The sequence below is a fragment of the Kineococcus sp. DHX-1 genome (genome assembly GCF_042473625.1).
Classification (GTDB): Bacteria; Actinomycetota; Actinomycetes; order Actinomycetales; family Kineococcaceae; genus Kineococcus.
The window spans coordinates 4,420,735-4,435,239 of record NZ_CP170445.1; the positions used below are offsets into that span (position 1 = coordinate 4,420,735).

Genomic DNA, 14,505 nt, shown 5'->3' on the forward strand with positions numbered 1-14,505 from the left:
TCAGCGGACTTGAAGCGTCAAGCAATCCGGAGGTGGCAGTGGACCCGCAGTGGCTGGACTCCGAGGAGCAGGCGGCCTGGCGGCGGATCGTCGGGCTCGTGACGGCCCTGCCCACCGCCCTCGAGGGGCAGCTGCAGCGCGACTCCGGGCTCACGCACTTCGAGTACTGGGTGCTGTCGGCGCTGTCGGAGGCGCCCGAGCACACCCTGCGCATGGGCTGCCTGGCCGACACGGCCCACGGGTCGCTCTCGCGCCTGTCCCACGTGGCCCGGCGGCTGGAACGGCGTGGAATGCTGACCCGACGACCGGACCCGGCCGACGGGCGCTCCACGCTGGCGACGCTCACCGACGACGGCTGGGACGTCGTGTCCGCGGCGGCCCCCGGACACGTGGCCGCCGTGCGCCGTCTGGTGTTCGACGCCCTCACCCCCGAGCAGACGCAGCTCCTGGCCGAGATCGGCGACCGGGTGCGCCGATCGGTGGAGGCCGAGCGTTCGCCGTGAGCGGGCGGTACGTTCGAGGGGTGGAACAGCCACGGGGACGAGCGTTGCGGGCGATCAGCTACAACCTCCACGAGGGACGGGCGACGGCCGAGCTGGCCGCGCTCGCCGAGGTCCACGACGTCGACGCGCTGTGCCTGCAGGAGTGCGACACCCTGCGCCTGCCCGAGGCCGTCGGACCGCTCGTGCTCGCGGGGGCCACGCAGCGCAACCGGCTGGGCCTGGCGCTCTACTACAACCCCGACCGGCTGCGCGCCCACGGCCACGAGCTGCGGCCGCTGCGGCGCTCGATGCACGACCGCTTCCTCTCCCCCGCGCACGAGCGGCTGCTGGCGGTGCGCTTCGAGGACCTGCAGGACGACGGGGCCCTGCTGACCCTGGCCTCCATCCACACCGCGCCCCTGTCGGCGACCAACGCCATGCGCCGGCACCAGATCACCGAGGCCCTCGGGGCGATCCGCGCCGCCGCCCACGGCACGGCGGCCCTGGTCGTTGGCGACTTCAACTACCCGTGGTTCGCGAGTTCCCTGGCCCGCCGGTTGTCCGAGCAGGGCTTCGAGGTCTCGCACAGCGACCTGCCCACCTACGTCCGCCGGCGGTTCCGCGGTCACTTCGACTTCGCGATCTCCGAGGGCATGCACATCGAGCGGGTGAAGACGTTGCAGCAGGCCGGGTCCGACCACCTGCCGGTGCTCGTCGAGGCCCGCGTCAAGGCGCCCGTCCCGGCCTGAGGGAAACCCCCCGGCGCCACTGTCACAACTGCCACACTGGCCTCTCCCGCACCACACCCAGGAGGCCCCTGTGATCCGCTCCACCCTGCGCCGCGCCGCCCTCGCCCCGTTGGCCGCCGCGACGCTCGCCGCGACCGCCGTGGGGCTGGCCGGGCCGGCGTCGGCCGCTCCGGCCGCCGGGTTCGAGACGCTCACACCGGTCTGCTCCGCCCAGCTCCCCATCACCCACCCGGGCTGCGTCGCGGGCACGTCCTACCGCGGGGCCCCGCTGCCGGACGGGACGCCGAACCAGATCGTCCAGCTCCGGGGGGACGACCGGTTCGCCACGGCCGCGACCATCGCCGAGCACGGGTTCCCCGAGGCCGACGTCGCCGTCCTCGTCAGCGGTGGGGACCGCCACCTCGTCGACGCGCTGTCCGCCGCGCCGCTGGCCCGCAGCCTCGCCGCGCCCGTCCTGCTCGGAACGCGGGACTCCGTGCCGGCGGCCACCGCCTCCTACCTCCAGGAGCACCAGGTGAAGGCCGTGCTGCTCGTCGGCGGCGCCGACGCCCTCGGCGAGGCGACGACCGGCCGCCTGCAGGCGCTGGGCGTCACGAGCGTGGCGCGCGTCGCCGGTGCGGACCGCTACGCCACCTCCCGGGCCCTCGTCGCCCTCATGCCCAAGGCCACGCACGGCTGGGTGGCCTCGGGCGAGGACGCCCACCTCGTCGACGCCCTCGCCGCGTCCGGGCCGGCCGCGCGCCTGGCCGAGCCGCTGCTGCTCGTCGCCGACGGCGACCCGCTGCCCGCGGCCGCCTCCCTGAAGGCCCTCGGCGTGACCTCCACGACCGTGGCCGGCGGACCGGAGGGCGTGGCGCCCGAGGCGCTGGCCCCGCTGCCCGCTCCGCAGCGCGCCGCCGGCACCGACCGCTACGGCACGGCGGGCGAGCTCGCCGTGGAGTCCGTGGACCGGGGGGTGGACGCGGACGACCTGCTCTTCGCGCCCGGCGTGACCGGTCACCTCGTCGACGCCCTCGCCGCCGGGCCCCTGGGCCGGGCCACGCTGCTCGTCGGGGACGTCGACTCCTCGTACGACACCGTCGAGGCGTGGTTCGACACGTACGGCGCCGGCCGGATCACCGCGGTGGGTGCGGTCGAGATCGACGACTGAGGACGGCCCACCGCGCGCCGGCGCTGAGCACGACGTCCTCCTGCACCCCTACGGCTGCAGGAGGGCGTGGAGCCGACGGGCCTCCACGACGAGTCGGGTTCGCCCACCGGAGTCCACGATCTCTGCAAGACCGGGGATCCTCGGGTGGGGACCGGTCTCGTGGCAGGCGTCCGCCGCCAGCGCCAGCAGGTCAGCAGAACCGTTGCGTCGCAGCGGGAGGAGAGGAGTCAGAGCCGCCAGGAGGTACTGGGCGACAAACCCACGGACCCGGGGTCGGTCGTCGTGGGCCAAGGGCGCCAGAGTCTTGGCAGCCCGGACGGGTTTGGTCTCCTGCCGCACGAGCAGTTCTCCCAACGCCGCGCCCGCGGCTGGGCCGTCGAGACCGCCGCGCACCGCGAATCCGGCCACGGCGTCCAGGGCGGCCAGCCGGACCCGGTCGTCGCAGCTGAGCAGCGCGTAGGCCAGCGCCAGGTGCGTGGCGCGCCCCGTCGGGCCCTGCGCCTCGGGCAACACGGCGAGCGCCGACGCGACCGGGACGTCCCTGCGCTTCTCCGTGTTGACCAGGGTCGCCACGAGGTGCCCCGCCGCGACCTCCCGGTGCGACGGCATGCAGCTCAGGGAGTAGGCCGCACTGAACCCCCCGCCCCACCACCAGAACTCCACCACCCGTGCGGGCAACGCCTCCCCGTCGAGCCCGAGCCGGGCCAGCGGAGTTCGTGCGCCGGAACCCCTCAAGGACACGGCGGGGAGGCCTGCACCTTCGGCCTCGACCCGGTACCCGCTGCGAGAACCGCGGGCCGGCACTGGTTCCGCCGCGGCCAGCGCCTCCGGGCGTGGACTGACGAGCTGCTGCAACAGCCAGTCGGTCGCCGGTGTCCCCACCGCGCGCAACCGGTCGATGGAGGCGGTGCCGATCTCCTCGCGGGGAAACCGCAGCCAGGCCTGCTCCAGGTCGGCGGGCCACGGCTTCGTTCCCGCGGTGGCGGCGTGTTCGAGGTCGCCGAGCACCCGATCGGGGTCGACGTGCCCGGTCGCCGTGTCCGGGAACGACAACAACCCTCCCGATTCCCCTGCGCGTACCCGGTCGACGACCTCCTGGGCCCGCAGCGCGAGAACGCCGTCACCACCCGGCGGGAGCGCACCGGGTCGAGGAGGTTTCGCCCCGCGCCAGCGGGGGGCGCCGGGGTGCCGGGTGGCCGCGGCGAGGAACGGGTACACGGCGAAGTCGGACGTGTGCTCCCAGCTGAGACCGAACCGGTCGGCCACCGGAGTCAGGGCGGCGAGGAGCTCGTCCATGTCCCGTGCTCCGAAACGGGCCACGCCGTCGAGCACCCGTTCGGCGTCGGCTGGGCGCCAGTGCCGAGAGTGCTGGGCGATGGCGGTGACCAGTTCGTCGAGGTCCTGCACCCGCGGAGGGTGGGGCCCCGGTGGCGGCGAAGGCTCGGCGTCAGGCGGCGCGGCGACCTCGTCGACCTCGGTGCCGGGTGCGCCGCCCAGCGCCTCCACCGCACGGCGCCGCACGTCCGGGGGAAGCTCCTCGGCCCGGCGCCGAACCTCCTCGAGGACCTGACGGGGGACGTCGTCGCACAGTGCATCCACTGCCTCCCACGCCTGCCGTGCGAGGTCGTGGTGCTCGTGGGCGAAGACCTCCGCCAGCCCGAGCAGGACGTCGTCGTGCACGTCCGGATGCCGCCGCGCCAGGTCGACGAGCCAGCGCAGGTGGGCACGCACCAGGCCCTTCTCCCTGCGGTGCAGTGCCGGGGCCGTTGCCTCGACGGCTTCCCGGGGGGCAACGGCACCCGCGGCCACAGCGGCCCGGACGGCGCTCAGGGCGGCACCGGCGACCGGGCCCGCACCTGCCGGGATGAGGGCGCCGAACTCCGCGACCCTGGTCGCGGTCTGCCGAGGGGAGACCCGGGCGTCGTCGAGGACGACTGCCAGGTCGTGCTGGTGGGCGACGGGACCGCCGAGGAGCAGCGCACCGAGCAGGGCGTCGAGGAAGCGATCGCGGTCCAGCGTGCCGTCGGCGAGAGTCTCCTGCAGGGCGGCGTGCCAGCCCTCCGGTCCCCACTGCGCGATGAATTCGCCACGTCGCACGTTCAGCTCGGTCCCCACGCCCGGCACCGTCAGGAGCGCTGCGACCAGAGCGTCGGCGTCCGGTTCGGCTCGCAACCGCTCAGCGATGGAACGGTCGTCACGCCGCCACGGTCTGCCGAGCTGCTGCTGCGCGACCCAGCGCAGGTACCCGGAGCCGTGGGGGCGGGGAAGGTCCAGTGCCAGGCGCAGCCGTTCGGTCAGCACCTGCCGGTCATCGCCCCACCCCCGCTGGTCCACCTCGGCGAGGCGTACCACGAGGTCGGGCAGCCAGCTCACCCGCCGATCCAAGAGGACGTCGGCCGCCAGCGGCCAGGCCTTCGCCCCCGACGTCCGCGCATGGTCGGGGTGGTACCCCTCGATCGGCAACGAGCTCGTCGGCGGGCTCGCGGTGCGCAGCCGGCGGGCCAGTGCGGCGGCCCCACTCTCGAGACCGGCGGCAGCCACCACCCAGGCCTCGCGGAACCGGTGCTCCCGGTAGTGCTTCATCAGGGTGCGGCAGGGAACCCGGTCGGCCTCCGGGACTCCGGCGAGGAGCTCGGCGACCAGCTTCGCGCTGTCACCGTCCAGGGCGACTCGAAGCTCCTCGATCAGCGGGTTCACGAAGACACCGCCGGTGCGCTCGTCATGGACCGCAGGACGAGCAGCGCCGCCAGCACGTGCTTGCAGGGGCCGCGCGCGCCCGCGTGCTCGACCCACCACGGGCAGGTGCACGACAGGCCGGCACCGCTGCGACGGACGCGTCGCTCACCGTCTGGACGCCGCACCGTCACGACACCGTCCGGCCGTGCGTGGACCGCGCCCTCGGCGACCAGCGTGCGGGCGGCGTGCAGCCTGGGATTGTCCCGTTCGGCCCGGGCGGGGTCGAACGGCAGTTCGCGGTGGAAGTAGGACGCGGCGGCGAGGTCGTAGCCCACGCGCCCCGAGGTCCCCAGTTCCGTCAGCGAACGCCGGGTACGGGCCGCGTCCAGACGCAGCGCGTCCGCGACGTCCTCCAGCGGCAGGCCGGGGGCCCAGGAGAGCAGGTCGAGCACCCTGGTGGTGTCGTCGCCGGGTTCCGTGGCGGCCAGCACCTCCAGCACACCGCCCTCGCCGGAGAAACCCCGGGCCGGCTCAGGCGAGAGAGCCAGGGTGAACCGGGCGCCGGGCAGCTCGACCTCCCACGCGCTGGACGCCGGACCTCCGGTGACGGGCGGGGCGTACAGGCGGACAGCGCTGGCCAGCGGAAGGAGCGCATCCAGCGCCTCAAGACGGCGTGGCCCCGCGAGGCAGACCGCCCCCGGCACCGGGCGTGTCGTGGCGCGCAGTCCCTTCCCGGCCGGGACGACCCAAAGGGTCTGCTGCCGGGCACCGCGCGGCAGTCCGCGCAGGAACCCCCTGGCCTCCGCCGCAGACACTCCGGCCCGCAGATCCATCTCCGCGAGCGAGATCGCCGCTTCGGCGAAACCCCGGACCCACCGAGGCGGAAGCCTCACCTTCGCCTCGGTGACCGAGGCCGTGGGCGTGGTCACCGTCAGCTCCTCGGACCCCACCGCGACGTGCAACCGATCGCGGCCGTCGACGAGCGCAAGCGCGCGCTGCAGCGGAAGGTTCACATCCACGTTCGTCGTGCCGCGCTGCTGGGTCTCGCCGTCCAACCCGTCGGGCAGCAGATCGAGGCGGGCGTGGACGCCACCGCAACCGGAGAACGACTCGAAGCGCAAGGACGACCCGTCGGCGGTGACGACCGGGTCGCGGAAACCTGCTTGTCCACTGGTGGAGTAACGCGCGCGTGCCACCGCAGCCACTGCCAGGAGGCCGCGAGCCGCGGCGACGGGATGCTCCAGGAACCCCTCGAAGAACCGGGGATGCGACAGGTGGCCGACCGGTCCGACCCCGAGGCCTGTCGCGAGCCGCAGTGCGCCCGGGGACAGCACCGACTCGCGGACCGTGCTGGGCGCGGCCGCGGTGGACAGGGACTCGATCATGCATCTGAGCGTAGGGAACGGGTCCGACACGACGGGCCCGTTCGACAGGTGGCACACGTGCGAAGCGGCCGTCGACGAGCGCAGGGGCCAGCAGGTTCGCCCGGTCGGTCCAGCGTCAGGCACGCACCGGAAGCACCCGGTCACGGTTGCCGCCGGACCCGATGCCCGCGGGCCGCGCCCAGCGCACCCCTCTCAGGCGCCGAGCAGCTCGAGCAACCGGTCGACGAACACGACCTGACCCTTCACCAGCTTGTCCCGCGCCTCCTGCGGGGAGAACCACTGGGCGCGGTCGACCTCCAGGAACTGCGCCGTGCGTCCCGAACGCGGCGGCCACTCCATCGTGAACGTCCCGGGGACGATCGTCGACACGTCGAGGTCGGCGCGGCCCGCCCACACGGTGACGACCTTCCCGGAGGACTGGCGGACCGCTCCGATCTGGACCAGGTGGACGTCGGGGACGGCCAACCCGAGTTCCTCGGAGAACTCCCGCCGCGCGGCGTCGAGCAGTTCCTCGCCCTCCTCCGGCTCCCCCTTGGGGATCGTCCAGGCGTGCTCGTCCTTGCGCTCCCACAGCGGCCCACCCATGTGCGCGATGAGGAGTTCGACCCCGGTCGCGCTCTCGCGGTGCAGCAGGACACCGGCGCTCTGCTTCGGCATCCCGGCAGTGTCCTCCGCCCTGGACGGGTCCGCCGCGGCGGGGAGGTGGCACTCTGGACCAAGGTCAGCGGACGGACCCACCAGGCCCGTCGACACCCGCCCCACGGAGGACCACGCGCGTGAGCAACCTCGAGCAGGACCCCGAGCTCGTCCGCTGCTCCGACGGGGGGCGGCGGACGGTGCTCGAACTCCTCGAACCGCGGGACGTCCCCCTGGGCGGACCTCGTGCGATGACGGTGCGCCGGACGCTGCCGCAGAAGCAGCGCAGCCTCGTCGGCGCCTGGTGCTTCGTGGACCACTACGGTCCCGACCCCGTGGCCCGCAGCGGGGGGATGCGCGTGCCCCGGCACCCGCACACCGGGCTCGCCACCGTCAGCTGGTTGTTCTCCGGTGAGATCGCCCACCGCGACTCCGCGGGGTTCGCCGCCGTCGTGCGCCCTGGCGAGGTGAACCTCATGGTCGCGGGCCGGGGCATCTCCCACCAGGAGTTCTCCACGCCCGGGACCGAGGTCCTGCACGGGGTCCAGCTCTGGTACGCCCTGCCCGACAGCACACGTCACATGCCGCCGACGTTCACGCACCACGTCCCCGACCCGGTCGTGGTCGAGGGCGCCGAGATCCGGGTGTTCATCGGCTCCCTCGCCGGCGTCACCTCCCCCGTGCGGACGCACACCCCGCCGCTGCTGGGGGCCGAGATCACCCTGTACCCCGGGTCACGGGTGGAGCTGGCCGTGGACCCCGGGCACGAGCACGGGGTCCTCCCGGACGGGGGCGACGTGCGCGTCGACGGAACCCTGGTCCCGCGCGACCACCTGGCCCACGTCCCGACCGGGCGCACGGGGCTCGTCCTGGAGGCCGGCCGGGCCCCGGTCCGTCTGCTGCTGCTGGGCGGTCAGCCCCTCGGGGAGCAGATCGTCATGTGGTGGAACTTCGTGGGTCGCGACCACGACGAGATCGCCGCGTACCGCGCCGCCTGGCAGGCCGAGATCGGCGCCGAGGCGGCCGACAGCGGTGGAACCCCGCGCTTCGGCACGTTCCCGGCGGGGATGCCCGCCCCGTTGCCCGCTCCCGCCCTGCCCGGCGTCCGTCTGCGCCCCCGCGGCTGACCCGCGGTCAGGCCCCGCGCGCCGGGACGTGCCGCAGCGCCGGCCCGTCGTACGCCGACAGCGGGCGGATGAGGGAGTTCGCAGCGCGCTGCTCCACGACGTGAGCGGTCCAGCCGACGACGCGGGCCGCGACGAAGACGGGCGTGAACAGGTCGGTGTCCAGCCCCAACAGGTGGTAGGCGGGGCCCGCAGGGTAGTCCAGGTTCGGCTGGATGTCCTTGGCCTGCACCATGGCGTTCTCGAGCGCGTCGGAGAGTTCCAGCAGGTCCTCGCGGCCGCGGGCCGCCGCCAGGTCCCGCAGCGCGGCCTGCATGGTGGGGACGCGGGAGTCCCCGTGGCGGTAGACGCGGTGCCCGAACCCCATGACCTTGCGGTGGTTCTCGAGGGCGTCGGCGAGCCACGCGCGGGCGCGGTCCGGCGCCCCCTCGCCCGGCCCGATCTCCTCGTACGCGGCCCACACGGCCTCGTTCGCCCCGCCGTGCAGGGGACCCTTGAGCGCGCCGACGGCGGCCGTGACGGCGGAGTGCAGGTCCGACAGGGTGGACGTCACGACGCGGGCGGCGAAGGTGGAGGCGTTGAAGGAGTGCTCGGCGTACAGGACGAGCGACGTCTCGAACGTGCGGACGGCGACGTCGTCGGGTTCCTCGCCCGTGACCGCCCAGAGGAAGTTCGCCGCGTACCCCAGGTCCTCGCGCGGGGCGGGCAGGTCCTGGCCGCGGCGGCGGCGCTGCGCGTAGGCGACGACCGCGGGCAGGGCGGCGAAGAGGCGTTCGGCCTTGGCGAGTTCCGCGGCCGGGGAGTCGTCGGCCGCCTGCGGGTCCAGCGCGCCCAGCACGCTCACGGCGGTGCGGACGACGTCCATGGGGTGCGCGGTCGTCGGGAGGTCGTCGACGACGCGGCGGACCCGGTCGTCGAGGGCCCGGCCCGCGCGTTCCCGCTCGCGGAAGGCGTCCAGGGCCGCGGAGTCCGGCAGGTCGCCGTCCCACAGCAGGCGCGCGACCTCCTCGAAGGAGCACTGTGTCGCGAGCTCCTGCACGGGGTACCCGCGGTACAGCAGCGAGTTCGACGCGGGGTCGACCTTGGAGACGGCCGTGGTGTCCGCGACGACACCGGCCAGGCCCTTGTGGATCGCGGGGTCGGTCATCCTCGGTTCCCTTCCAGGCTGAAGTCGTACACGGAGGAGTCGAAGTCGCCGTAGCCGGCGTAGTCGACGAGGTCGTACAGCTCGGCGCGGGTCTGCATCTCGCCGACAACGGGATCCAGGGTTCCCGCGTCCTTCAGACCCGCCAGGGCCCGGTCGGCCGCACCCATCGCCAGCCGCAGCAACGAGACGGGGTGGATGACGATGCGGACGCCGGCGTCGCGGAGCTGGTCGTGCGTGAACAGGTCGCTGCGACCGAACTCAGTCATGTTCGCCAGGACGGGGACGTCGAGGGCGGTGCAGATCGCCTCGAACTCCGACAGGTCGGCCATGGCCTCGGCGAACACGACGTCGGCGCCCGCGTCGACGAGGGCCTGGGCCCGGCGGACCGTGGCGTCGAAACCCTCCACGCCGCGGACGTCGGTGCGGGCGACGACGAGGAAGTCGGGGTCGCGACGTGCGTCGACCGCGGCCCGCACCCGGCGGACGGCGGTCGCCTCGTCGACGACCTGCTTGCCCTCCAGGTGCCCGCACCGCTTGGGGTTCACCTGGTCCTCGACGTGCAGTCCCCCCACACCGGCGTCCTCCATGACCTGCACGGTGCGGGCGACGTTCAGGGGCTCGCCGAACCCCGTGTCGGCGTCCACGAGGACAGGGAGGTCGGTGACCCGCGCGATCTGCGCGGACCGGCCGGCGACCTCGGTGAGCGTGGTCAGGCCGACGTCGGGCAGACCGAGGTCGGCCGACAGGACGGCCCCGGAGACGTAGACGCCCTCGAACCCGTGCCGCTGCACGAGCCGGCCGGACAAGGGGTTGAAGGCACCGGGGAACCGCAGCAGCTCGGTCCCGGCGAGGGCCTGGCGGAACGCGGCGCGCTTGGCGCTCGGCGTCGTCGACGAGTACAACACGGGGTTCTCCTCAGAACAGGCCGGCGGGCAGCGGGACGGTCTCGAGCAGTTCCGGGGGCGCCACGACCTGCAGGTCGCGCACCTCGTCGGCGGACAGTTCCGGCAACCGGCGGGCGAGCGCGGTGAACCGGGCGACCTCCTCGTCGGCCAGCACACCCGCCGCGAGCGTGGCGAGCTTGGCCTCGTACTGGGACCGCGTGAACGGGTGCGCGCCGAGGGGGTGGGCGTCGGCGACGGCGATCTCCTCGACGATCGTGCGACCGTCCACGAGGCGGGCCTCGACGCGGGCGCCGAACGCCTTCCGGTTCGGGTCGGTGGCGTGGTAGCGCTCGGTCCACTCCGGGTCCTCGACGGTGGTCACCTTGCGCCACAGCGCGACGGTGTCGGGCCGGCCGGCGCGGGTGGAGGCGTAGGAGTCGACGTGGTGCCAGCCCCCGTCCTGCAGCGCGACGGCGAAGATGTACGGCACCGAGTGGTCCAGGGTTTCGCGGCTGGCCGCCGGGTCGTACTTCTGCGGGTCGTTCGCGCCGGACCCGATGACCACGTGGGTGTGGTGGGAGGTGTGCAGGACGATGCTCTCGACGTTCTGCGGGTCCCGCAGTTCCGGGTGCTCGCGGTGCAGGCGGCGGGCGAGGTCGATGACGGCCTGCGCCTGGTACTCCGCGGAGTGCTCCTTGGTGTACGTGTCGAGGATGGCCCGGCGGGATTCGGTGGGTTCGGGGAGTTCCACGACGTAGCGGGCGTCGGGGCCGTCGAGCAGCCAGGCGATGACGCCGTCCTCACCCTCGTAGATCGGTGCAGGGCTCGTCTGCCCCCGCACCGCGCGGTCCACGGCCTCGACCGCGACCTTGCCTGCGAACGCCGGCGCGTGCGCCTTCCAGGTCGAGATGGCGCCCTTGCGCGACTGCCGGGTGGCCGTGGTGGTGTGCAGGGCCTGGCCGATCGCCTGGTGGACGACCTCGGTGCGCAACCCCAGCATGGTCCCGAGCCCCGCCGCGACGGACGGCCCGAGGTGGGCGACGTGGTCGATCTTGTGGCGGTGCAGGGAGATCGCGCGCACGAGGTCGACCTGCACCTCGTAGGCCGTCACGATGCCGCGCAGCAACTGCTCGCCGTCGCAGCCGACGTGCTGGGCGACCGCGATGAGGGCAGGGATGTTGTCCCCGGGGTGGGAGTACTCGGCGGCGAGGAAGGTGTCGTGGAAGTCGAGTTCGCGCACGGCGACGCCGTTCGCCCACGCCGCCCACTCCGGCGACGTCGTCTCCGTCGTGCCGACGACGCGCGCCCCGGAACCTCCGCGCGACGGCGGGTGGTCCAGTGCCTGCGAACGCGCCGCTACCACCGGGGGCCGCAGCAGCGACGCCGCGCTGACGGCCGCGTTGTCGACGATGCGGTTCACGACCATCTCGGCGACGTCGTCGTCGACGGGTCCGCGCACGGCGATCTCGTCGGTCGCGAGCCGGGCGAGCTGCCAGGCGAGTTCCGCCTCGCGGGGGAACTCCTCGTCGCTGCGGTGGACGCGGACCTCGTGCTGCTTCACGCGCTCTCCTCGTGCTCTGGGGTGGTGAGGTGTTCTCGGAAGTGCGACCGGCTGCGGTGCAGGTGGACGTGGACGGCGTGCGCCGCCAGGTCGGCGTCACCGGCGGCCAGCGCCTCGGCGATGAGCTGGTGCTCGGACGCCGCGGCGAGGAGCCTGGCGGGGTCGTGCCGGGCGAGGCGCCGGATGCGGACCAGGTGGGTGCGGACGTCGCTCAGCGCGCGGACCAGCCAGGGGTTGGCGACGGCCTCGTCCACCGCGGCGTCGAACTCGGCCGTGACCGCGTAGTAGCGGTCGAGCTCGCCCGCCTGGACGAGGGCCGCGGCGTGCCCGAAGCGGTCGGCGAACTGCGAGAACCCCGCCCGGCCCGGGGCGCGCGCCGCGAGCCGCGCAGCCTTGACCTCCAGCGCCTCGCGCACGTCGTAGAGCTGGTCGAGGTCGCCGAGCTCCAGCGGGGCGACGACGAGCCCGCGGCCGCCGACGGGTCGGGCCAGACCGTCGTGGACGAGCTTGGCGAAGGCCTCGCGCACCGGGGTGCGGGAGACGCCCAACCGCGCGCTCTGCTCCAGCTCCGCCAGCACGGCACCGGGCGGGAGCTCGCCGTCCAGGACGTCGGCGCGCAGCCGGGCGTACGCCCGATCCGTCGCCCCACCACGTCGTTGTGCATGCACAGGACCACCATCACCCCCGTCCTGCGCCACGTCAAGGCGTGGTTGCATGCACAGAAGGCTCTCGCGCGGTCGGTAGGTTCGCTGCATGACGGATGAGCAGACAACCGGAGCGGTCGAGGTCAGGACGCGGGCAGCCTTCGACCGGGTCGTGCGCCTGGTGCCCGGGGACCCGTTGCTGAACCCTGCCGCCACCGACGCCCAGCTCGACGCGGCGGAGGCCCACCTCGGGCAGTCGCTGCCGGCCGACGTGCGCGCGGTCTTCCGGCTGGCCGACGGCCAGGTCCAGTACCACCACGACGACCCCCGGTGGGCCGCGGGCCTCATCGGCGGCGAACCGCTCCTCCCCCTGGCGTCGGTGCTGCTGCACTGGGACCAGTGGGCGGGGTTCGACAGCGAGACGGGCTTCGACGAGTTCGCGTCCTCGACCCCGGAGGGTTTCGTCCGCCCGAAGTACTCGGTGCGCGGCTGGGTCCCCCTGACGCACGACGGTGGCGGCAACCACGTCGGCGTCGACCTCGACCCCGACGTGGACGGGACCGTCGGGCAGGTCATCACCTTCGGCCGTGACGACGAGCAGCACCACGTGCTCGCCCCGTCCCTCCTCTCCTACCTCGAGCAGCTCGCTGACCTCCTGGAGCAGGGGTACGGCGTGCCCGGCGACGACGAGGAACCGTGGAGCCTGCGCGTGCCACCGCGGACGTCACCGCACTCGCTGTTCCGGGCTCAGGGGTAGCCGTGGCGGACGTCGTCGTGGAGGTCGAGGGCTGGGAGCACGAGTGCTGCGGCCCCGCCTACGAGCGCGGGCAGGTGGTCGACCTCGCCTGCATGGTCGTCACGGAGGCGGACGGCACCACGTCCCTGGTCGACACCCGGCATGAGATGGGTGTCACGTGGCCGGTCGAGCACGTGCGCGGCCGGGTTGTCGACCTCGAGGTGGTCCAGGCGGACGGGACGAAGCAGGCGATCCTGCGGGTCCCCGACGGCTCGGCCCTGTGCGGGTTCGGCGAGGACGACGGGCACCTCGAGGACCCGTGGACCGGGGAGATCGTGCCGAGCTCTCGCCACGAGTTCCGGATCACCGTGCGCGTCCCGGGTTCGCGGGTGCCGGGCGCACCCTCGCCCTACCGCACCTGAGAACTCGGTGGTGCCCGTAGCCACGACACCGGACACCGGTGGGGTGCTGGACTGGAGCGGAAGCCCCCTCGTACCCGGAGAACCGGAGTACACCGAGCACGACGAGTTCTGGGACGGGACCCGCACGTACCGGCTGACGCACCAGGACGTCCGCAAGCGTCAGGGGCGTTTGCTGACCGAGGCGGGAGTCATGGTCCAGAACCTGGTGGACTGCACCCCCGGCAGCCCCCTTCCCGGGTCGAAGCGCACTCTGTCCCCGGCCGAGCACCACCGGATCGTCGAGGCGGGGACGGTGCGCTTCGTCGAACCCGAAGGCTGCCTCCAGCGGTGGGAGAGCCACGACGGCACGGTGCTCGCCCTGCTCGTCGGAGAGGTCCGCAGTCCCCGCCTTGGGTGACCGTTCCGACAGGATCAGCCGTCGACCTGAACCGGGAGGTCGACCCCGCCGGCGCTGAGGACCGCCGGCCCGGCCGTCACGTCGTCGGGGACGTCGAACTCCCACGAGACGTCGTACCGGCCGCCGCCGGCGTCGGCGGTGCCCAGGACCCACGACGCACCACCCTGGCGCAGGACGAGATCCACGTCCTCCATCGGTTCCTCGGAGGACGTCGGCGGCCCGGCGCACCCGGCGCCACCCCCGCCGTCGTCGCATCCCTCGTGGAACCACTGACCCGCCACCTGCTGCCGACCTCGCCCGAGCGGTGCTGGTACCGCCTCCGGGTCCGCCGCTGTCGCCGCGGACGGGTCGTCGCCGACGGTCAGGACGGGGCCGACGCAACTCGCCGCGGCGGGACCGGTGAGTCCCGGCGCCATCCCGAGCGCCGCGCACAGGACGGCGAGGATACCGGCGGCCGCGAAGCGTCGAGGCAGTTGCACGGCCCTTCGACGGAGCCGCGCCGAGGTCCGTTC

At 73.9% G+C, this 14,505-nt stretch carries 15 protein-coding genes; 7 read left to right on the forward strand and 8 right to left on the reverse strand.

Going from position 1 to position 14,505, the window contains the following annotated elements:
- Positions 1-38: 38 nt before the first annotated feature.
- The 3 genes from ACFEMC_RS21340 to ACFEMC_RS21350 all read left to right on the forward strand — a co-directional run bounded on the left by ACFEMC_RS21340 (position 39) and on the right by ACFEMC_RS21350 (position 2,381).
- Positions 39-503, forward strand: a complete 465-nt coding sequence (locus ACFEMC_RS21340) for a MarR family winged helix-turn-helix transcriptional regulator (RefSeq protein ID WP_380171655.1) — start codon at positions 39-41, stop codon at positions 501-503.
- Positions 504-523: 20 nt separating this feature from the next.
- Entirely contained in the window at positions 524-1,231 is a 708-nt protein-coding gene (locus ACFEMC_RS21345; protein WP_380171657.1) for an endonuclease/exonuclease/phosphatase family protein, read from the forward strand.
- 70 nt (positions 1,232-1,301) lie between these two features.
- Positions 1,302-2,381 (forward strand): cell wall-binding repeat-containing protein, encoded by a 1,080-nt coding sequence (locus ACFEMC_RS21350; RefSeq protein ID WP_380171659.1) that lies wholly within the window; start codon positions 1,302-1,304, stop codon positions 2,379-2,381.
- 48 nt (positions 2,382-2,429) lie between these two features.
- Here the strand turns inward: ACFEMC_RS21350 and ACFEMC_RS21355 are convergent, their stop codons facing one another.
- From ACFEMC_RS21355 to ACFEMC_RS21365, 3 genes are all read right to left on the reverse strand, one after another.
- Positions 2,430-5,078, reverse strand: coding sequence for a hypothetical protein (locus ACFEMC_RS21355; protein ID WP_380171661.1), 2,649 nt, complete (start codon positions 5,076-5,078; stop codon positions 2,430-2,432).
- The gene (locus tag ACFEMC_RS21360) at positions 5,075-6,472 is read right to left on the reverse strand and encodes an SWIM zinc finger family protein (RefSeq protein ID WP_380171663.1); all 1,398 of its coding nucleotides are present in this window, start codon (positions 6,470-6,472) and stop codon (positions 5,075-5,077) included. Before ACFEMC_RS21360 ends, ACFEMC_RS21355 begins: the two co-directional genes overlap by 4 nt.
- Before the next feature lie 162 nt (positions 6,473-6,634).
- Positions 6,635-7,099 (reverse strand): NUDIX domain-containing protein, encoded by a 465-nt coding sequence (locus ACFEMC_RS21365; RefSeq protein WP_380171665.1) that lies wholly within the window; start codon positions 7,097-7,099, stop codon positions 6,635-6,637.
- A gap of 119 nt (positions 7,100-7,218) precedes the next feature.
- Between ACFEMC_RS21365 and ACFEMC_RS21370 the strand changes: the two genes are divergently transcribed.
- Positions 7,219-8,205, forward strand: a complete 987-nt coding sequence (locus tag ACFEMC_RS21370) for a pirin family protein (protein ID WP_380171667.1) — start codon at positions 7,219-7,221, stop codon at positions 8,203-8,205.
- A gap of 7 nt (positions 8,206-8,212) precedes the next feature.
- Here the strand turns inward: ACFEMC_RS21370 and ACFEMC_RS21375 are convergent, their stop codons facing one another.
- Genes ACFEMC_RS21375 through ACFEMC_RS21390 form a run of 4 tightly spaced genes read right to left on the reverse strand, consistent with a single transcriptional unit; the run spans position 8,213 to position 12,462 of the window.
- The gene (locus ACFEMC_RS21375; protein ID WP_380171669.1) at positions 8,213-9,349 is read right to left on the reverse strand and encodes a bifunctional 2-methylcitrate synthase/citrate synthase; all 1,137 of its coding nucleotides are present in this window, start codon (positions 9,347-9,349) and stop codon (positions 8,213-8,215) included.
- Positions 9,346-10,254: a methylisocitrate lyase gene (prpB, locus tag ACFEMC_RS21380; protein ID WP_380171671.1), complete on the reverse strand. Its 909-nt coding sequence runs from the start codon at positions 10,252-10,254 to the stop codon at positions 9,346-9,348. Before prpB ends, ACFEMC_RS21375 begins: the two co-directional genes overlap by 4 nt.
- A 10-nt stretch (positions 10,255-10,264) precedes the next feature.
- Complete coding sequence (locus ACFEMC_RS21385; protein ID WP_380171673.1) at positions 10,265-11,794, reverse strand: MmgE/PrpD family protein; 1,530 nt, start codon at positions 11,792-11,794, stop codon at positions 10,265-10,267.
- On the reverse strand, positions 11,791-12,462 hold the full coding sequence (locus tag ACFEMC_RS21390; protein ID WP_380171675.1) for a GntR family transcriptional regulator: 672 nt from the start codon (positions 12,460-12,462) through the stop codon (positions 11,791-11,793). The genes ACFEMC_RS21385 and ACFEMC_RS21390 overlap by 4 nt, the downstream gene beginning before the upstream one ends.
- An 85-nt stretch (positions 12,463-12,547) precedes the next feature.
- Here ACFEMC_RS21390 and ACFEMC_RS21395 point away from each other — a divergent pair, with 85 nt between their 5' ends.
- From ACFEMC_RS21395 to ACFEMC_RS21405, 3 genes are read left to right on the forward strand one after another with little or no spacing between them, the layout of a single operon-like run.
- The gene (locus tag ACFEMC_RS21395; protein ID WP_380171677.1) at positions 12,548-13,195 is read left to right on the forward strand and encodes an SMI1/KNR4 family protein; all 648 of its coding nucleotides are present in this window, start codon (positions 12,548-12,550) and stop codon (positions 13,193-13,195) included.
- A 2-nt stretch (positions 13,196-13,197) separates the two neighbouring features.
- Entirely contained in the window at positions 13,198-13,596 is a 399-nt protein-coding gene (locus tag ACFEMC_RS21400; protein ID WP_380171679.1) for a hypothetical protein, read from the forward strand.
- Positions 13,597-13,606: 10 nt separating this feature from the next.
- Positions 13,607-13,993, forward strand: a complete 387-nt coding sequence (locus ACFEMC_RS21405) for a hypothetical protein (RefSeq protein WP_380171681.1) — start codon at positions 13,607-13,609, stop codon at positions 13,991-13,993.
- 14 nt (positions 13,994-14,007) lie between these two features.
- Here the strand turns inward: ACFEMC_RS21405 and ACFEMC_RS21410 are convergent, their stop codons facing one another.
- Complete coding sequence (locus tag ACFEMC_RS21410) at positions 14,008-14,472, reverse strand: hypothetical protein (RefSeq protein ID WP_380171683.1); 465 nt, start codon at positions 14,470-14,472, stop codon at positions 14,008-14,010.
- Positions 14,473-14,505: the final 33 nt, after the last annotated feature.

Excerpts from the sequence above, each read along its gene's own strand:
- ACFEMC_RS21365 (WP_380171665.1), bottom strand. The coding sequence starts at position 7,099 with ATGCCGAAGCAGAGCGCCGGTGTCCTGCTGCACCGCGAGAGCGCGACC.
- ACFEMC_RS21375 (WP_380171669.1), bottom strand. The coding sequence starts at position 9,349 with ATGACCGACCCCGCGATCCACAAGGGCCTGGCCGGTGTCGTCGCGGAC.
- ACFEMC_RS21395 (WP_380171677.1), top strand. The coding sequence starts at position 12,548 with ATGACGGATGAGCAGACAACCGGAGCGGTCGAGGTCAGGACGCGGGCA.